This window comes from Agromyces aureus (assembly GCF_001660485.1).
GTDB classification, from domain to species: domain Bacteria; phylum Actinomycetota; class Actinomycetes; order Actinomycetales; family Microbacteriaceae; genus Agromyces; species Agromyces aureus.
Window position 1 is genome coordinate 142,053 of record NZ_CP013979.1, and the last position, 18,065, is coordinate 160,117.

Here is an 18,065-nt window from a genome sequence, read left to right on the forward strand (position 1 = left end):
GTGGAACGCATGACCGACGTCTCGCTCACCTCCGGCATCGTGCACGACGAACTCGACGATGCGGTGCGACCGCAGGACGACCTGTTCCGCCATGTCAACGGCAAGTGGATCGCGCGCACCGAGATCCCCGCCGACAAGGCGCGCTACGGCTCGTTCATCGTGCTGCACGAAGAGGCCGAGCAGGCCGTGCGCGAGATCATCCAGGAGTCGCAGGCGGCGGAGCCCGGCACCGAGGCGCGCAAGGTGGGCGACCTCTTCGCGAGCTTCCTCAACGAGGAGCGGGCGAACCTGCTCGGCGCGACGCCCATCGCGGGCCAGCTCGGCGAGGTGTCGCTCGTGAGCTCGGTGCCGAGCTTCCTCGAGACGCTCGGCCGGCTCGAGCGACAAGGCGTCTCGGGCCTCGTGCAGCTCTTCGTCGACAACGACCCCGGCGACCCCGAGCGCTACCTCGTGTTCGCCGAGCAGGGCGGCATCGGCCTGCCAGACGAGAGCTACTTCCGCGAAGAGCGCTTCGCCCCGATCCGCGACGCGTACCTCGCGCTGCTCGAGCGCATGTTCGGACTCGCCCGCCTCGACGACCCGGCGGCCAGCGCCCGGCGCGTGTTCGACCTCGAGACCGAGATCGCGGCCGCCCACTGGAACAACGTCGAGACCCGCGACAGCCACAAGACCTACAACCTGTACGCGTGGGCGGATGCCGCGGCCGCCGCCGCGGGCACCTCGACCGAGTTCGACCTCGCCGTGTGGCGCGACGCCATGGGCGTGCCAGAGGGCGCCTTCGACGAGATCGTGCTGCGCGAGCCGTCGTTCGTCGAGGCCCTCGGCACGATCGTCACCGAGGAGCACCTGCCCGCCCTGAAGGACTGGTTGGCCTGGCAGGTCATCCGCGCGAACGCCGCGTACCTCTCCGACGACTTCGTCGAGGCGAACTTCGACTTCTACGGCCGCACGTTGAGCGGCACCCCCCAGATCCGCGAGCGCTGGAAGCGCGGCGTCTCGATCGTCGAGGGCGCCATGGGCGAGGCCGTCGGCCGCATCTACGTCGAACGGCACTTCCCGCCCGCCGCCAAGGGCGCGATGGACGAGCTGGTCGCCAACCTGATCGAGGCCTACCGGCAGTCGATCACCTCGCTCGAGTGGATGGGCGCCGAGACGCGCGAGCGTGCGCTCGACAAGCTGGGCAAGTTCACGCCGAAGATCGGGTTCCCGGTCAAGTGGCGCGACTACTCCACGCTCGAGATCGTGCCCGACGACCTCGTCGCGAACGTGCGCGCCACCGCGGAGTTCACCTTCCTGCGCGAGATCGGCAAGCTCGGCAAGCCGATCGATCGCGACGAGTGGTTCATGACCCCGCAGACCATCAACGCGTACTACAACCCCGGGTTCAACGAGATCGTGTTCCCGGCGGCCATCCTGCAGTTCCCCTTCTTCGACGAGGGTCGGGATGCCGCGGCGAACTACGGTGCGATCGGCGCCGTCATCGGCCACGAGATCGGCCACGGCTTCGACGACCAGGGTTCGAAGTACGACGGCGACGGGCGCCTCACCGACTGGTGGACCGAGGCCGACCGCGCCGCGTTCGAGGAGCGCACCAAGGCGCTCATCGCGCAATACGACGCACTCGTGCCGGCGCAGCTCGTCGGCGAGGGCGCGGTCGAGGGTTCCGACGAGTCCGAGGCTTCCGAGCAGCACGTCAACGGCGCCCTGACGATCGGCGAGAACATCGGCGACCTCGGCGGTCTCGCGATCGCCTGGCGCGCCTACGTCATCTCGCTCGACGGCGCCGAGCCGCCCGTGATCGACGGGCTCTCGGGCGTGCAGCGCTTCTTCCTGTCGTGGGCGCAGGCCTGGCAGCAGAAGGGGCGCGACGCCGAGGTGATCCGCCTGCTCGCCATCGATCCGCACTCGCCGAACGAGTTCCGGTGCAACCAGATCGTGCGCAACATCGACGAGTTCTACACTGGGTTCGATGTGACTCCCGATGACACGCTCTGGCTCGACCCGGCCGAGCGCGTGACCATCTGGTAGGCCAGCCGCCCCACCGGCTCATCCGACCCCCGTCCGACGCATCCGTGCGCGCCGCCCGCTGAGGCCAGCGCACCGATCAGCCCCAGAGAGACCGTGCTAGCAACGTGGTGACGCCGTCGCAGGGATCCGAGCGAAGAGCGCGCCATTCCAACGTGCACCGGGGCAAGCACCGGGGCGTCGAGCCGGCCGAGAGCTTCGCCAGGGGCTTCAACGCGTTGAGCGATCTCGCGCTCGCCGGGGTGCAGGTGACGGCTCGGGCGACCGATCTCGCGACCGGCAAGGAGCTGTTCTCGGTCGACGACCACGTGGTCATGCCGACCGCGTCGATCGGCAAGGTGCTGCTGCTCGTCGAGGTCGCCTCGCGCCTCACGGGCACGAGCGCCGAGGCGTTCACGGTGCTCGATCGCGCCCCGCGTGATGCGGTGGGCGACTCGGGCATCTGGCAGCACCTGCAGTCGCCGTCGCTGCCGCTCGCCGACCTCGCGGCGATGATCGGCGCGACGAGCGACAACCTCGCCACGAACGTGCTGCTGCGCCACGTCGGGCTCGAGGCGGTGCGCGCCCGCACCGAGGCGCTCGGCCTCACACGCACCGCACTGCTCGACCTCGTGCGCGACCACCGCGGCCCCGATGACGCCCCCCAGCTCTCGATCGGGTCGGCGAAGGAGCTCACCTGGCTCTTCGCCTCGCTCGCGCGCGGCGAGATCGTCAGCCCCGAGGTCTCGCAGCGGGTCATCGGGTGGCTCTCGCTCAACTCCGACCTGTCGATGGTCGCGAGCGCCTTCGGCCTCGATCCGCTCGCGCACCGCACCCCCGACCACGGCGTGCTGCTCGTCAACAAGACCGGCACCGACGGCGGCGTGCGCAGCGAGGTCGGCGTGCTGCGCGGTCCGCGCGCGAGCGTGTCCTACGCGGTCTCGACCTACTTCGCCGACACCGGCCTCTCGTCGCGCCTCGCGGTGCTCGACGGCATGCGCGCGGTCGGCATGGACCTGCTCGAGTACGTGCACTGACCTGACTACTCGATCGGCGGGGGTGCGACCGGCGGCTCCTCGACCGGCGGCGGCACGACCGCCGGCGAGGGCGGCAGTGCCGCGAGCAGCGCGATGCCGTCGAGCACGGCGGCCGCCGTCTCCGGCGCCTTCAGGATCCTGAAGTGCCCGACGGCGTCGACCTGCACGTTCGTCGCCCCCGCGAGCACGCTGCCCTCGGGCACGTGCGGGTCGAACCGGCCGTACACCGACACGATGCGCGCGTTGACCGTGGCCGAGCCGCCGAGCCGCACGATCGTCTCGTCGGTCGGGCGGAGGTCCCGCATCGTGCGGTTCACGAACATCCGGGCGTAGCGGGAGCCGGCGAACGGCGTGCAGATCGCGACGACGCCGAGCACCCCCACGTCGGGCGCCGCGCCCGCATCCGCTGCGGCGCCGTCGCCGGTCGTGCCGCCGGCGGCATCCGCTCGCCCTGCTCGCACCGCCGCGGTCGTCGCGGCGGCCACGGCGCCTGCGTCGTCCTGATCGATGAGGACGTGCTTGCCCACGAGCCCGCCCTTGCTGTGGGCGACGATCACGCGCCCGGCCGGCGGGGTCGGCTCGGCCGCGAGGGCGGCGATGGCCCTCGCCGCGGTCTCCGAGACCCGGATGCGGTTCATGCTCAGCCCGCGCACGACGCGCACGCGGTGCCCGCCGCGACTCAGCGCGTCGCCGAGCGGCCTCAGGAACGTCCAGTGCTCGTAGACGCCGGGCAGCAGCACGACCTCGGGCCGCGATTCGTCGCCGCCGCGCCACGCCTTCGGCCGGCGCGTGCCGCCGAGCAGGGCGAGCTGTCGCCAGCCCGCGTAGACCTCATCGAGCAGCGTCCACTTCACCAGGGTGAAGATCGAAGGACGCCCGCTCGTGGACATCAGTCGATGACTCCGGATGCCGCGAGCCGCCGCAGCACGTCGGCCCCCGCCGGTGGACACCGGTCGATCTCGGCGGTGGTCACCCAGTGCAGGGCGCCCACCTCGGCGGATGCGGTGGGCGCGGCATCCGTCTGCGCCTCGAACACGCGCATGCGCACGAGCCGGCCGTCGGGCTCGCCGTGCGCTTGCGTGACGACCTCGAACAGCTCGACGAGTCCGTCGGGGTCGAGTACGAGCGCGACCTCTTCGAACGCCTCCCTGGCGGCGGCCTCGGCGGGAGTCTCGCCGGCGTCGATCTTGCCGCCCGGCATGTAGAACACGTCGCGCCCGCGGGCGGTGACCATGAGTACGCGGCGGTCGCGCACGAGCGCGATCGCGGAGACGAGGAGGTCTGGCAGCGTCATCCGCTCCAGCCTAGGTCTCGGTGAGGCCCATGGCCGTTACGCTGGCGGCACTGCCGAAGACGCGAAGGGTGCGGCGATGAGCGACGACGAGCGGGGATTCGGGCGGGCGACGCAGTCGGAGGTCTACCGGGCGGGCCTCTCGGGCGATCGTCCGAAGGTGCCCGTCGATGCGGCCGCGCTCGAACTGGCGGCGAAGAAGGGGCTCACGGCCGAGGCCTTCGCCTACCTCGCGGGCGGCGCCGGCGCCGAGTCGACGATGGCGGCGAACCGTGCGGCCTTCGATCGGTGGCGGGTGTGGCCGCGCGTGCTCCGGGACGTGTCGAAGCGCGACCTGTCGATCGAGTTGCTCGGCCGCCGCCGCCCGACCCCGTTCGTGCTCTCGCCCATCGGCGTGGCCGAGATGGCGCACCCCGAGGCGGATGTCGCGGTCGGCCGCGCTGCGGCGACCCTCGGCGTGCCCTACGTGCTGTCGAACCAGGCGTCGCGCCCCATGGAGGAGGTCGCGGCGCAGATGCGCGATGCGTCGTTCTGGTTCCAGCTGTACTGGAGCCGGTCCGACGAGTTGAACGCGTCGTTCGTGCGCCGAGCCGAGGCGATCGGGTGCGAGGCGATCGTCGTGACCCTCGACACCTCGCTGCTGGGCTGGCGCACGCGCGACCTCGACGTCGCCTACCTGCCGTTCACGCGCGGCCTCGGCATCGCGCAGTACACGAGCGACCCCGTGTTCGCCGATCTCGTGCGCGACCGCGTCGCCGCAGGCGGCACGGCCGGGCCGAAGTCGCGCGTCACGCCGACCCTGCTCGCGTCGGCGCTGTCGATCGCCCGCTCGGGATCGCACACCATGCTCGTCGAGGGCGGGGTCGCCGAGGCGCTGCGCTCGCCGCTGCCCCGAGCCGCGGTCGAGACGTTCCTCGACGTGTTCTCGGATCCGTCGCTCACGTGGGACGACCTCGCGAGCCTCCGCGAGTGGACGACGCTCCCGATCCTGCTGAAGGGCGTCATGCACCCCGCGGATGCGGCCAGGGCCCTCGACCTGGGCATCGACGGCCTCGTCGTCTCGAACCACGGCGGGCGCCAGATCGACGGCGCGGTCGCGACGCTCGACGCCCTGCCCGGTGTGCTCGAACGGGTCGGCGGGCGCATCCCCGTGATCCTCGACAGCGGCGTTCGTGGTGGGGCCGACGCGTTCAAGGCCCTCGCGCTCGGTGCGACGGCCGTCGGCATCGGCCGCCCGTACGCCTACGGCCTCGCGGTCGCCGGAGCCGAGGGCGTGCGCGAGGTCGTGCGCAACCACATCGCCGAACTCGACCTCACCATGGGCCTCGCCGGGCGCACCTCGATCGACGCCATCGGACGCGACGCGCTGGCTCCGGCGCAGGCCTGACGCCGGGATCGGGTCTTGTCCCGATCGGAGCCCGATCGATAACGTGAGCGGGGGCCCGCAGGTGGACTCCGGAGCGGGGGGCTCGATGAACATCCTGGCGCTGCCGATCATCGAGGGCCCGGTGCCGTGGATCGTGTACGCGATCGCGATCGCCTTCGTGCTCGTGCTGCTGATCAGGCGGCCGACGGGTCGCTGGGTCGGCACGGCCATGCTCGGCATCGTGGTGGGTGGCGCGATCGGCCTCGGCGTCTTCCTGATCGCGAACCTGCTGGACCTCGTCGGCTCGCAACTGCCCGTCGAGGTCTGCTACTGGACCGTCGCCGTGTTCGCGGCGATCGGGCTGGCGGTCGTGAGCTTCCGGCGTTCACCGGTCTGGCGCAAGGTCGTGGCGGCGATCGCGATCGTGTGGTTCGCGATCACCGGGGTCATCGGCGTGAATGCGTTCTACGGGCTGAACCCCACGCTCGGCTCCCTGTTCGGCGTCTCGAGCGACGGGCAGATCATCATCCCCACCGACGGGCCGACGGCGACCCCGTCGGGGCCGCTGTACCAGACGTGGAAGCCGCCGGCCGACATGCCGAAGCAGGGCAAGCAGGGCACGGAGAAGATCCCCGCCACCGCCTCGGGATTCGACGCTCGCGACGCCGGCATCTACCTGCCGCCCGCCGCGCTCGTCGCGAACCCGCCGCAGCTGCCGCTCGTGATCATGATGATGGGGTTCCCCGGCAACCCCGACCCGAGCTACATCGGCGGAGTCCTCGACACCTTCGCGGCGCAGCACGACGGACTCGCGCCGATCGTGGTCGTCGCCGACCAGATCGGCGGCGACGGCCAGTCGGCCGACCCCGCCTGCGCGGACTCCGCGGCCTACGGCAAGGCCGAGACCTACATCACGACCGACGTCGTGAACTGGGCGCGCGCCAACCTGAACATCATCGACGACCCGAAGTCGTGGGTGGTGGCCGGGTACTCGAACGGCGGAGGCTGCGCGATCAAGTACGGCGCGAAGGACCCGACGATGTTCCGCAACATCCTGTCGGTCTCCGGCGAGGAGTTCCCCGGTTCGGAGGACCCGGACTCGGTCACCGCGCAGGTGTACGGCGGAGACCAGGCGGCGTTCGAGGCGGCCAAGCCGATCAACATCATGAAGGCCGCACCATCCGGAACCTACGACGGCGTGACCGCGGTCTTCACCGCGGGCAGCGAGGACACTGCGTACGTTGCGAGTCAGCAGAAGGTCTCGGCGGCGGCGCTGGCGGTCGGGATGACGGTCACCAACTACGTGATCCCCGGGGCCGGACACGTCGGCGATGCCCTCACGAGCGGCCTGCAGGAGGGGTTCACGGTGCTGTACCCGGTGCTCGGGCTGACGGCACCCTGACCTGCGCCGGGGCGGGTTACTCGACGGCCGGTGCGTCGGCCGGTGCGTCGGCAGGCTCCTCCGCCGGGGGCGGCGCCGCCAGCCCGAGGCGCGGATAGAGCACCTCGAAGCCCTCGTCGAGCCCGCCGAGCAGCGTCTTCGAGCCGTGATCGCCGCCGGGCACCTCGAAGAACGTGGTGGTCATGCCGGCGGCGGTCGCGGCATCCGCGAGCCGTTGCGTGCCGGGGATGTACGCGCGGTCGTGCTCGCCGACGGCGTAGATCGCGGTCGTGTCGGGGTACGGCGCCTTGGCGGCCATGATGTTCTCGGGCTTCACCGCGTCGTATGCCGCCTGATCGCCGCGGAACACCTCGCGCAGCGTCTCGCTGCGGTGCTCGACGCCGGCGTACTCGGTCGGGGAGATCGCGAGGATGTTGCCGAAGGCCTCGGGGTACTTCGCGCCGAAGTAGGCCGCGCAGCCCCCGCCGTTCGAGTACCCGGCGACGGTCGTGAACTTCGCACCCTGCAGCACGTTCAGGTGCAGCCGCGCCCACGGCAGCACGTCCTGCATGACGTACGTCTCGACCTTGCCGCGGTCGGTGTCGAGGCAGAGCGGGTCGTGGCTCGGAACGCCGAGCTGGTCGATGACGAGGGCGATCGGGGCGAGGCCGCCGTTCTCGGCGGCGAATCCGTCGAGCGTCTCGGCGATGAACGTCGCATCGGGGGTTCCGGGCTGCCCCATCATCATGATCACGAGCGGAAGCCGCGGCGGGTTCTCGACCAGCGCCGCGGGCGGCAGGTACAGCTCGGCGGGCCGGGCTGCGAACCCCGAGACCGTGTTCGGCACCGCGGGCTCGGGCGTGCCGGTCTCGCCCTTCGACGGCATGCCCTCGGGCGCGACCCAGGTCGAGTACAGCGGCTCGGCCGGGTCGGCGGGTGCCGGGTCGACCGCCGGGTCGCGGATGTCGAGGGGCTTCGCCGTCGAGACGCCCAGCAGGTCTCCGAGCGTGCGGTCGATGCCGTACGACGCGTTGATGCCGAGCACCGCGGTAACCACGAACACCGGGATCGAGAGCAGTGCGATGAGCTTGCGCCACCACCTGGATCGCCACAGGTTCCACACGGCGAGCAGGCAGGCGGCCGATGCTCCCGGTACCCAGAGCCACGCGGCATCCGCCACCGGACCGCCGAACAGGTCGAGCGCGTTCACCGCGGCCCAGAGCAGGGCGCCGCCGATCATCGCGCCGACGATGAGCACGATGAGCGCCGTCAGCGCCCAGCCGACGGACGCCTCGCGGCCGAGCAGGTAGACGAACAGCACCGCGGCCACGACGTAGACCGTGATCAGCACCGGACCCCCGACGATCACCAGATCGAGCACTGCCTCGGGCATGTCGCCTCCCGCCCCCGACGATGGCCACAGCGTATCGTCCGCCGGCCGCGTCGGCCGGGATGGCGCACCCGGACGGCCAACGTAGGATGGTGGCACCGTTTCTTCCGGGCCGATCGGCCCGAACTCTCGACCATTGGAGCCACCGTGGCCGCTGCCAGCCGTCTCGATTCCGTCATCGCCCTCGCTCAGCACCGGGGCTTCGTCTTCCAGGCGGGGGAGATCTACGGCGGATCCCGCTCCGCCTGGGACTACGGCCCCCTCGGCGTCGAGCTGAAGGAGAACATCAAGCGCCAGTGGTGGCGGTACATGGTGCAGAGCCGCGACGACGTCGTCGGCCTCGACTCGAGCGTGATCCTGCCCAAGGCCGTGTGGGAGGCATCAGGGCACGTCGACGTGTTCAGCGACCCGCTCATCGAGTGCCTGCACTGCCACAAGCGCTACCGCGAGGATCACCTCATCGAGGCCTACGAGGCGAAGAAGGGCCGCGCGCCCGAGAACGGCCTCACCGACATCGTGTGCGCCAACTGCGGCACCCGCGGCCAGTGGACCGAACCGCGCGCGTTCTCGGGCCTGCTGAAGACCTACCTCGGCGTCGTCGACGACGAGTCGGGGCTGCACTACCTGCGCCCCGAGACCGCGCAGGGCATCTTCGTGAACTTCGCGAACGTGCTGCAGACCTCGCGCATGAAGCCGCCGTTCGGCATCGGCCAGATCGGCAAGAGCTTCCGCAACGAGATCACGCCCGGAAACTTCATCTTCCGCACGCGCGAGTTCGAGCAGATGGAGATGGAGTTCTTCGTCGAGCCCGGCACCGACGAGCAGTGGTTCGAGTACTGGCTCGACCAGCGCTGGAACTGGTACGTCGACCTCGGCATCGACCCCGAGAACATCCGTCGCTACGAGCACGCTCAAGAGAAGCTGTCGCACTACTCCAAGCGCACGGTCGACATCGAGTACAAGTTCGGCTTCACGGGCGGCGACTGGGGCGAGCTCGAGGGCGTCGCGAACCGCACCGACTTCGACCTGTCGACGCACACGAAGCACTCCGGAAAAGACCTGTCGTTCTTCGACCAGTCCAAGAACGAGCGCTGGACCCCGTACGTCATCGAGCCCGCGGCGGGCCTGACGCGCTCGCTCATGGCGTTCCTCGTCGACGCGTACCACGTCGAAGAGGTGCCGAACGCGAAGGGCGGCGTCGACAGCCGCACCGTGCTGCGCCTCGACCCGCGTCTCGCACCCGTCAAGGTCGCCGTGCTGCCGCTCTCGCGCAACGAGAAGCTCTCGCCGCTTGCCCGCGAGCTCGCAGCAGATCTGCGCAAGAACTGGAACGTCGACTTCGACGACGCCGGCGCCATCGGCCGCCGCTACCGTCGCCAAGACGAGATCGGCACCCCGTTCGCCATCACCGTCGACTTCGACTCGCTCGACGACAACGCGGTGACCGTGCGCGAGCGCGACACCATGGCGCAGGAGCGCGTGCCGCTCAGCGAGCTTCAGGCCTACCTGGGCGCCCGACTCGTCGGAGCCTGAGGCCTTCCGCCGGCCCCGCCGGTCGAGGAGCGCAGCGTCTCGAGACCCACCCCGCACGAACGGGTGGGTCTCGATATGGCGCTGGCGCGCCTACTCGACCGGCGTGGTCCGCGCGTTGCGTTCGGCCCACTCGCGGCGCAGCACCCCGTACATCGCGGTGTCCTGCCATTCGCCGTCGTTGAACTCCTCTTCGAGGATCGTCGCCTCGCGCCGCATGCCGAGCCGTTCGCACAGCGCAGCGGATGCCGCGTTGCGGGCGTCGAGCAGCGCGTGCACCCGGTGCGCGCGCAACGTGTCGAACGCGACGCCCATGACGGCGGCCGCCGCTTCGCGCGCCAGCCCACGGCCCTGGTAGTCGGGGTGCACGACCCAGCCGATCTCGATCTGCGCGTGCTCGACGCGGTCTGCGCGCAGCATGATGTCGCCGATGACGCGGCCGCCCCGGCCGGCGGGTTCGGGCGCGTCGTCGTCGGAGGCCGGGCCGCCCGCGGCATCCGCTCGGGGTGATTCGGGCATGCGCGGTTCGCCCGTCAGCTCCATGGCGAAGAAGATCGCGTCTTCGTCCTTCTCGAGACGGCGGAGGCCCGCGCGCTTCGCGGTGTGCTCACCCGCCTCGGCGCGATTGCGCTCGGGCCAGGGGATGTACCGCAGCACCTCGGGCAGGCGCTGGTACTCCCAGACGTCGTCGGCGTCGAAGACCTCGAGCGGGCGCAGCACCAGGCGTTCGGTCGTGATGGGTTCCAACGGAGGGGCGTCGACGTCGAACGGCAGCGCGAGCGCGGGCGGGCCGTCGAACGCGGTCACGACGCGTCGGCCCGACGGCCGGGCGCGTCGAGATCGCCGGTCGCTGCGCCACCGGCGACGGCCTCGTCGGGCGCGGCGGTGACGCCGAAGATCGCCTCGAGCCCGTCGATCCACGACTGCTGGTCGCCCTTGCGGGCGAGTTCGCGCGAGCGCACCATCGGCGTGTGCAGCAGCACGCCGGCCATGTGGCGCAGGGCGGCCTCGGTGCGTCCGTCGTCGTCGCCGCGCGAGGCCGCACGTTCGATCTCGGCGTCGAGGATGTCGAACACGTGCTTGCGCAGGGCGACGACGGCCGGCGCGAGGCGCTGCTCCTCACCGCTGTCGCCGAAGGCGCGGGCGTCGCGCATCACGATCGCGCGTGCGGCATCGGTCGCACCGAGCTCTTCGAGCGGTGCGTGGATCTTGATGGTCTCGAGGTCGAGCAGTTCGACGCCCGGCAGTTCGACGACGTCGGGTGCGACGTTGCGCGGCAGGCCGAGGTCGATCACGAGCTGACGGATGCCGGTGGCGGGCGCCTCGGCGGGGCGGCCGATGCTCGGCAGCGCGCCGATCCGGGCCAGTTCGCGAGCGTGCTCGTCGCGGCCGGCCTCGAGCAGCGCCAGGTCGACGACGTGGTGCTCGACCGTCGTGCAGGTGACGATGACGTCGACGGTGGCGGCGGTGACGGCGAACTCGTCGTGGGCGACGGCGTCGATGCCGTGGCCGACGGCGAACTTCTCGGCCCGGCCCGACGGCGAGTACACGCGCACGTCGGTGGCGCCGCGGTCGCGGAGGGCGGCGAGCGAGGCTCCGGCGAAGCGGCCGGTGCCCACGAGCAGCACGCGGGCCTGCGCCCAATCGGTGACGCGGCTCTCGGCGAGGTCGAGGGCGAGGCGCACGAGCGAGCGGCCCTCGCCGCCGAGCTCGGTCTCGTTCTTGACGCGTCGCGAGGTCTGCGACGCCCGCTGGAAGAGGCGTTCGAGTTCAGGGGTGGTGGTGCCGTCGGTGCGGGCCTGCTCGAGCGAGCGGCGCACCTGGCCGGCGATCTCGCCCTCGCCGACGACGACCGATTCGAGGCCGGAGGCCACCGAGAAGAGGTGCCCGGCCACGGCGTTGCCGTGCACGAATCCGAAGGTGGTGCGGAGCTCCGCCGCGTCGAGCCCGGCGACCGCGCCGACGGCTCTGACCGCTTCGTGCACGACCTCGACGGGCGACGACCCCTCGGGGGCGGCCAGGTCGAGGTAGGCCTCGAAGCGGTTGCAGGTGGAGATGACGACCGCGCCCTGCAGGGCGTCGTGGCCGTTCAGGATGCGCGGTGCCGCCTGGTTGGAGCTTGCCGAAAGACGCTCGAGCATGTCGAACCCGGCGTTCTTATGGCTCGCAGTGAGACAGATGAGCACCCGGAGATTCTACTCGCAGCCGGATGGGGGTCCGCCCAGTGCGCCGCAGAAGTGCCGGAGGGAGGCGTCAGCCGCGGTGCGCGGCCAGCATCTGGGCTGAGATCACGGGGATCGGTGCGGTGAGCGGCGGCACCTCGAGGCCCTCGGCGGCGAGGGCCGTGCGGTGCCTCGACTTCCAGTCGCGCACGATCGCGAAGAACGCGGCATCGGAGAGGGCGTATCGGCCGAGGCCGCGCGCGGCGAACACGATCGGCAGTTCGACGCTGTTCTTGTGCCGTCGCACTCGCAGCACGAGCACGGAGACGACGGTCGTGCCGATGACCACCGAGTCGGCGCGGATGTTGCGCACCTCGCGCCACGGGTAGGCATCGACGCGGCGGGGGCGACGGTGGCCGCCGTCCCAGAAGGTGACGCCGAGGTCGTCGACCGCGACCGAGTAGCGGCGGTTGAGGTGCACCGGGCCCGCGCCATCGACCCGGAGTTCGTTCATGCGCGGCACGAGTTCGGCGGTGCGGATGCCGCAGGCCGGCGCCGTGTTGAACGAACCCGCGAGCGCGGTGCTGCGGGCGCTGCTCCGCGATGCCCTGGCGAGGGCGACGGCGGCGTAGGCGAGGGCCGTTGCGACGGCGAGGCCGGCGAGGACGAGGGGGAGTCGTGCCGGCGTCGAGATCGTGGGCAATTCGCTCACCACCTGATCGACCACGGGAGCCGCTGCGATCAGTGCCGCGACGACGAGCACGGCGGTTGCGGCGACCGCGGTCGTGAGACCTGTGCGGTGGTGTGCGTCGGGATTCATCGTCGAGCCTCCGTGAGGAACAACATCCGGGTTGACGACGTGCCCCGCCCGCCGGATCCGGCGTCGGCCGGAAGCGGGTGCGACGCATCGAAGCGCTGCACCGCACGACCGGTTTTCGGCGCGAGGGACACAGGGGGGAACACGAGCGGGGACACGTCGTCGAGTACTCCGTGGGGGGCGGAGGCACGCCACCTAGGGCGCGTCGCCGTGCGAGGGGGCGCACAACGACACTGACTGTAGCGCCGTTGGCCCTCGAATGTAAGGGAAGTGGACCAACCTGTGGAAAGTCGGAGCGATCTGCTCATCTGCGCACCGCGAGCCGTTCGATGGAGGAACGGCGAACGGGCCCGCCACCGAGGTGACGGGCCCGTTCCGATGAGACCGGAGGTCAGCCGCGCGTGATCGCGGTGCGGCGACGGATCGACATCGCAACCAGGGCGCCGACGCCGAGGAGCACGGCGGTGAGGCCACCGAGCGCGAGCCCGGTCGACTCGAATCCGGTGTCGGCGAGGCCGGCAGCCGGGGTTCCCGCGGGGGACGCGGTGGGCGTGACGACGGCGGCGGCCGCCGTCACGGTGATGGGCACGCTGATCTCGGTGCCCTCGTCGAAGATCGCGACGAGCTCGTGCTCGCCGGCGGGCGTCGAAGCGGGCACGACGGCGGCGAAGACCACGACGCCGTCTTCATCGGCGACAGCCGATCCGAGGTCGACGGGGGTCGAGCGCAGCTCGAAGTCGACCGGGGTGCCTTCGGCGAAGTCCTCGCCGATGAGGTTGATCGTGCCGCCGGCGACGATCGTGGTGGTGTCGGCCGTGAGCGAGGGCAGCGGGGCCTCGGGCTCCTCGGGGGCGGCGGGGAGCTTCTCGGTGAACGGCTGCGTGGAGCATCCGTACTCCACGCTCGTGAGCTTGATGGAGTTGGCGCCGGCGTTCACTTAGATCTTGACCGAACCGACGATCGGGTCGGATTCGAGGTCGGCGGCGAGGTCGCGGCTCTCGTAGTAGCCGCCCTTGAGGGACGCGGCCGGGAAGATGCCCTTCTGGCTGGTCCAGAAACGGCCGTCGTCGTCGAAGTGCAGCTGGGCCGAGAGGCCGCCGCCTTCGAGGATGATGCCGCCCCACCAGATGCCCGAGCGCTCGCCGTTCGCCTTGAGGCGTGAGAGCTCCGAGAGGTTCGTGCCGGCGGGCAGCGTCAACTGGGCCCAGGCCGAGCCGGTGTCGGTCGCGGCCAGGGTGACCGAGCCGTCGTTCCACGTCGGGGAGATGCCGGGCTTGACGATCCACGAGCCGAGGGCTGCGGCGGTCACAGCCGGAAGCGTCACGGGGGTGGTGCAGCCGGCCAGCGTGTAGCCGTCGAACGTGTAGCGCGTGTCGCCGGCGACGACCGCGTGCACGACGCCGTCGCCGAGCACGCCAGAGCCGAAGCTGAAGCCGACCGCGACGATCTTCGCGGCGGGCGCGGCGGCCGACCACTGCGCCAGCGTGCCGAAGTAGTCGGACCCGTTGCCGCCGTTCTCGGCGCCCGACGGGTCGAGGGCCTTGAAGGCCGCCGTCGAGCTGTTCGACAGCCACCAGTTCTGGCCGTAGACGCTCTCGCCCACGAGGATGCCGTCGCCCTTGCCGTCGCCGTCGATGTCGACGACGAACTGCGCGCCGGGGGTGATGCCGGTGGTCGCCGTGTAGTCGACGCTGCCGGAGAGGGTGCTCGCGAGCGGCAGGTTCACGTTCAGGTAGCCGGCGACCTTGTCGGTCGAGGTGGTTCCCTCGGTCCAGATGTGCAGGCCGGCGGCGGTGCGGGCGTAATGGCCCGTCGCGCGGGTCTCGCCGAAGTTCCAGTCGCCGAGCGGTGCCGCCTGGGCGGGACCGGCTACGGCGACGGCGGCGAGGGCGAGCGCGATGCTCGCGACACCGCCTGCCGCGATCGTCTTGGTGAACATGCTTCTCCTACTCGGGTGGTGAACGCGCGCGGCTGCACTGCCGCGACGACGAACGTGAAGGTGCGGATGCCGCGCGCGCACGTGTGCGCCCGCGCTCGCGAGTGCGGGCGCACCGGCGAGAGCCTTGCGGGTTGCCCGGCGCACTGGCGCCGGGTTCGGGGGCGGCCTTCGTTCGGCGCTCTTCGGGTGAAGCGGGTGTGCCGGGACTCGGGTCGATCGACGCTAACAGCGAGGCCGAACCCGTGATGGCGCGTTCCGCACCCCAAACCGGGGGACACTGTCCGGTTTTGCGACGACCCGACCTCCCAGCCCGATACGCGACAATGTGACCCGTGATCCTCTCCGCGCAGCATCCCCTGTCCGCCGGCCTCACGGGCGACTCGCGCCTCGTGCGTGCATATAGAGGAGAGCGGGCCGACACGACGCCCGTGTGGTTCATGCGTCAGGCGGGCCGCTCGCTGCCCGAGTACCGCGACCTCCGGGTCGGCACGCGCATGCTCGACGCGTGCCTCGACCCGGCCATGGCGAGCGAGATCACGCTGCAGCCGGTGCGCCGCCACAAGGTCGACGCGGGCATCTTCTTCAGCGACATCGTGGTTCCGCTCAAGCTGGTCGGCGTCGACGTCGAGATCCAGCCGGGCCGCGGGCCGGTCTTCGGCAGGGGGTACGCGGATGCCGCGGGCGTGGCCGAGCTGACGGCGATCGACCCCGCACGGCTCGACGAGACATCCGCCCCGATCACCGAGGCCGTGCAGCGAACGATCGCCGAGTTGAGCACGACCGACAACGGGTCGGGCACCGCAACCCCCCTGATCGGGTTCGCGGGTGCGCCGTTCACCCTGGCGGCGTACCTCGCCGAGGGTGGGCCGTCGAAGGACCACATGGCGGCCCGCACGCTCATGCACGCCGACCCCGGCGCATGGCGCGCGCTCATGGAATGGACGGCCGAGCTCACCGGGCGGTTCCTGCGCACGCAGGTGCTGGCCGGGGCATCCGCCGCCCAGCTCTTCGACTCGTGGGCCGGTGCGCTCTCGCTCGCCGACTACGAGGCGCACGTCGCACCCGCCTCGGCGAAGGCGCTCGCGCACGTGCACGACCTGTCGTACGAGGTGACGGATGCCGCGGGCGCGCGTTCGACCCGCGACGTGCCGGTCGTGCACTTCGGCGTCGGCACCGGCGAGCTGCTCAGCGCCATGCACGGCATCGGCGTGGACGCCGTCGGCGTCGACTACCGGGTGCCGCTGGATGTCGCGGTCGCGCGCATCGGCGAGGGCGTGCCCCTGCAGGGCAACCTCGATCCGGCGCTGCTCGCCGCACCGTGGCCCGTGCTCGAGGCTGCGGTGCGCGACGTGCTGCGGCGCGGCACCGCGGCTCCGGCCCACGTCTTCAACCTCGGCCACGGCGTTCCGCCCGAGACCGACCCCGCCGTGCTGACGCGCGTCGTCGAGCTCGTGCACGAGGCCGGCGTTCACGAGGCCGGCGCATGACCGTGGGCGGTGCGTCCGACGGCGGCGTGGTGCTCGAACGCCGCACGGCCGACGTCGTCGTGGTCGGCGGCGGGGTCGCCGGACTCGTCGCTGCGCTCGAGTGCGCCAAGATCGGGCTGAAGGTCGCGCTGCTCGAACGCCGCGACGCGCTCGGCGGCTGCGTCGGACGCCTCGAGCTCGACGGACTCACGATCGACTCCGGCGCCGAGTCGTTCGCGACGCGCGGGGGAGCGGTCGCCGAGCTCATCGCCGGCCTGGGCCTCGCCGACGCCGTCGAGTCGCCGAACCCGGCGGGCGCCTGGCTCGTGTGGCCCGCGGCGGGCAGGCTCGACGCCGCGCCGCTGCCGAAGACGGGCATGCTCGGCATCCCGGCGAATCCGCTCGGCGAGGACGTCCGCCGCATCATCGGCTGGAGCGGCGCGAGCCGCGCATACCTCGACCGGCTCAAGCCCATCCTCCGCATCGGCCGGGCGCACAGCCTCGGCAAGCTCGTGCGGGAGCGCATGGGCGACGCGGTGCTCGACCGCCTCGTGACGCCGATCTCGGCCGGCGTCTACTCGACGAACCCCGACGACCTCGACCTCGACGTCGTCGCGCCCGGCCTCAACGAGGCGATGACCCGCACGGGCTCGCTCTCCGGCGGCGTCGGCCAGCTGCTCGAGGAGCGGAAGGCCGGCGGAGCCGTGCAGGGGCTCACCGGCGGCATGCACACCCTCGTCGACGCCCTGCTCGCGCAGCTCGAGCGGTTCGGCGTCGAGGTCGTGACCGGAGCCGACGTCACGGCACTCGAGCGCACCGACGGCGGCTGGCGCACGACCGCCACGATCGCGGCCGGGCCGGACGGCTCGACGGACGGTGCCGTGATCGGCGCCGCAGCCTCCGGCACTGCACCCTCCGAACCCGCGGGTGACGGCTCGACGCTCGTCGTCGACTCCCGGTTCGTGCTGCTCGCCTCGCCCGCCGAGGCCTCGCGCGGCCTGCTCGTCGACGCGGTCGAGGGGTGGGCGGATGCCACGGCGTGGCCGTCCGCGGCATCCGTCGAGATCGTGACGCTTGTGCTCGACGCGCCCGCGCTCGACGATGCGCCGCGCGGAACGGGCGTGCTGGTGGCCGCGGGCACGCCGGGAGTCACCGCGAAGGCGCTCACGCACTCGACCGCGAAGTGGTCGTGGCTCGCCGAGCGCACCGAGGGGCGGCACGTCGTGCGCCTCTCGTACGGCCGCGCCGGCGAGTCGAACCCGCTCGACGGCCGCTCCGACGCCGAGGTGCGCGCGATCGCGCTGGCCGACGCCTCCACGCTGCTCGGGGTCGACCTCGACGACGCCGCGATCCGCGCGCTCGGCCGGGCGAGCTGGCGCGACGCCCTCTCGCAGGCCACGCTCGGGCAGCGCGACCGGGTGCGCGCGCTCGAGGAGGCCCTCGCGGCCGAGCCTGGCATCGAGGTCACCGGTTCGTGGGTCGCGGGCACCGGCCTCGCCTCGGTCGTGCCGCACGCGATCTCGGCAGCCGCCCGCATCCGCCACCTCGCGGTCGGACCGAGCGCCGATGCCGCACCCGGGACCACGGCCGAGAGCAAGGCCGGGCACGCGGACGGCAGCGCTCGACGCCCCGACGCGAACGCATAGCCGGAACGGCATACTTTCAGCGCAACCCCCTTGCGC

The 18,065-nt window shown here is 71.7% G+C and carries 15 protein-coding genes; 7 read left to right on the forward strand and 8 right to left on the reverse strand.

The window, feature by feature from the left end; genetic code table 11:
• Nucleotides 1–9 precede the first annotated feature (9 nt).
• Both ATC03_RS00600 and ATC03_RS00605 read left to right on the forward strand, forming a co-directional pair.
• The gene (locus ATC03_RS00600) at nt 10–2,028 is read left to right on the forward strand and encodes a M13 family metallopeptidase (protein ID WP_067871834.1); all 2,019 of its coding nucleotides are present in this window, start codon (nt 10–12) and stop codon (nt 2,026–2,028) included.
• Between the two features lie 104 nt (nt 2,029–2,132).
• Nucleotides 2,133–3,041 carry a serine hydrolase gene (locus tag ATC03_RS00605; protein ID WP_067871837.1) on the forward strand — a complete coding sequence of 303 codons (909 nt, stop codon included), beginning with the start codon at nt 2,133–2,135 and terminating at the stop codon, nt 3,039–3,041.
• A gap of 5 nt (nt 3,042–3,046) precedes the next feature.
• Here the strand turns inward: ATC03_RS00605 and ATC03_RS20440 are convergent, their stop codons facing one another.
• Nucleotides 3,047–3,931: a lipase family protein gene (locus ATC03_RS20440; protein ID WP_067871840.1), complete on the reverse strand. Its 885-nt coding sequence runs from the start codon at nt 3,929–3,931 to the stop codon at nt 3,047–3,049.
• On the reverse strand, nt 3,931–4,335 hold the full coding sequence (locus ATC03_RS00615; RefSeq protein ID WP_067871843.1) for an NUDIX hydrolase: 405 nt from the start codon (nt 4,333–4,335) through the stop codon (nt 3,931–3,933). The genes ATC03_RS20440 and ATC03_RS00615 overlap by 1 nt, the downstream gene beginning before the upstream one ends.
• A gap of 76 nt (nt 4,336–4,411) precedes the next feature.
• On the opposite strand from ATC03_RS00615, the gene ATC03_RS00620 reads away from it, so the two are divergent.
• Both ATC03_RS00620 and ATC03_RS00625 read left to right on the forward strand, forming a co-directional pair.
• Nucleotides 4,412–5,719, forward strand: coding sequence for an alpha-hydroxy-acid oxidizing protein (locus ATC03_RS00620; RefSeq protein WP_067871846.1), 1,308 nt, complete (start codon nt 4,412–4,414; stop codon nt 5,717–5,719).
• 85 nt (nt 5,720–5,804) lie between these two features.
• Complete coding sequence (locus ATC03_RS00625) at nt 5,805–7,100, forward strand: alpha/beta hydrolase-fold protein (RefSeq protein WP_067881022.1); 1,296 nt, start codon at nt 5,805–5,807, stop codon at nt 7,098–7,100.
• Between the two features lie 16 nt (nt 7,101–7,116).
• Here the strand turns inward: ATC03_RS00625 and ATC03_RS00630 are convergent, their stop codons facing one another.
• Nucleotides 7,117–8,472 carry an alpha/beta hydrolase gene (locus ATC03_RS00630; protein ID WP_067871849.1) on the reverse strand — a complete coding sequence of 452 codons (1,356 nt, stop codon included), beginning with the start codon at nt 8,470–8,472 and terminating at the stop codon, nt 7,117–7,119.
• Between the two features lie 144 nt (nt 8,473–8,616).
• Here ATC03_RS00630 and ATC03_RS00635 point away from each other — a divergent pair, with 144 nt between their 5' ends.
• Nucleotides 8,617–10,002 carry a glycine--tRNA ligase gene (locus ATC03_RS00635; protein ID WP_067871851.1) on the forward strand — a complete coding sequence of 462 codons (1,386 nt, stop codon included), beginning with the start codon at nt 8,617–8,619 and terminating at the stop codon, nt 10,000–10,002.
• A gap of 90 nt (nt 10,003–10,092) precedes the next feature.
• Here the strand turns inward: ATC03_RS00635 and ATC03_RS00640 are convergent, their stop codons facing one another.
• The 5 genes from ATC03_RS00640 to ATC03_RS00660 all read right to left on the reverse strand — a co-directional run bounded on the left by ATC03_RS00640 (nt 10,093) and on the right by ATC03_RS00660 (nt 14,917).
• On the reverse strand, nt 10,093–10,806 hold the full coding sequence (locus ATC03_RS00640; RefSeq protein WP_161490298.1) for a GNAT family N-acetyltransferase: 714 nt from the start codon (nt 10,804–10,806) through the stop codon (nt 10,093–10,095).
• The gene (locus ATC03_RS00645) at nt 10,803–12,185 is read right to left on the reverse strand and encodes a glutamyl-tRNA reductase (RefSeq protein WP_067871853.1); all 1,383 of its coding nucleotides are present in this window, start codon (nt 12,183–12,185) and stop codon (nt 10,803–10,805) included. Before ATC03_RS00645 ends, ATC03_RS00640 begins: the two co-directional genes overlap by 4 nt.
• 67 nt (nt 12,186–12,252) lie before the next feature.
• On the reverse strand, nt 12,253–12,981 hold the full coding sequence (locus ATC03_RS00650; protein ID WP_067871857.1) for a hypothetical protein: 729 nt from the start codon (nt 12,979–12,981) through the stop codon (nt 12,253–12,255).
• 388 nt (nt 12,982–13,369) lie between these two features.
• On the reverse strand, nt 13,370–13,915 hold the full coding sequence (locus ATC03_RS00655; protein WP_067871859.1) for a hypothetical protein: 546 nt from the start codon (nt 13,913–13,915) through the stop codon (nt 13,370–13,372).
• The gene (locus ATC03_RS00660; protein ID WP_067871862.1) at nt 13,916–14,917 is read right to left on the reverse strand and encodes a hypothetical protein; all 1,002 of its coding nucleotides are present in this window, start codon (nt 14,915–14,917) and stop codon (nt 13,916–13,918) included.
• Between the two features lie 332 nt (nt 14,918–15,249).
• Here ATC03_RS00660 and hemE point away from each other — a divergent pair, with 332 nt between their 5' ends.
• Complete coding sequence (hemE, locus tag ATC03_RS00665) at nt 15,250–16,404, forward strand: uroporphyrinogen decarboxylase (RefSeq protein WP_067871865.1); 1,155 nt, start codon at nt 15,250–15,252, stop codon at nt 16,402–16,404.
• Entirely contained in the window at nt 16,401–18,029 is a 1,629-nt protein-coding gene (gene hemG, locus ATC03_RS00670) for a protoporphyrinogen oxidase (protein WP_067871868.1), read from the forward strand. Before hemE ends, hemG begins: the two co-directional genes overlap by 4 nt.
• Nucleotides 18,030–18,065 lie beyond the last annotated feature (36 nt).

Coding starts and splice junctions, on each gene's coding strand:
- ATC03_RS00600 (WP_067871834.1), top strand. CDS start 10: ATGACCGACGTCTCGCTCACCTCCGGCATCGTGCACGACGAACTCGAC.
- ATC03_RS20440 (WP_067871840.1), bottom strand. CDS start 3,931: ATGTCCACGAGCGGGCGTCCTTCGATCTTCACCCTGGTGAAGTGGACG.
- ATC03_RS00615 (WP_067871843.1), bottom strand. CDS start 4,335: ATGACGCTGCCAGACCTCCTCGTCTCCGCGATCGCGCTCGTGCGCGAC.
- ATC03_RS00620 (WP_067871846.1), top strand. CDS start 4,412: ATGAGCGACGACGAGCGGGGATTCGGGCGGGCGACGCAGTCGGAGGTC.
- ATC03_RS00625 (WP_067881022.1), top strand. CDS start 5,805: ATGAACATCCTGGCGCTGCCGATCATCGAGGGCCCGGTGCCGTGGATC.
- ATC03_RS00630 (WP_067871849.1), bottom strand. CDS start 8,472: ATGCCCGAGGCAGTGCTCGATCTGGTGATCGTCGGGGGTCCGGTGCTG.
- ATC03_RS00650 (WP_067871857.1), bottom strand. CDS start 12,981: ATGAATCCCGACGCACACCACCGCACAGGTCTCACGACCGCGGTCGCC.
- ATC03_RS00660 (WP_067871862.1), bottom strand. CDS start 14,917: ATGTTCACCAAGACGATCGCGGCAGGCGGTGTCGCGAGCATCGCGCTC.
- hemG (WP_067871868.1), top strand. CDS start 16,401: ATGACCGTGGGCGGTGCGTCCGACGGCGGCGTGGTGCTCGAACGCCGC.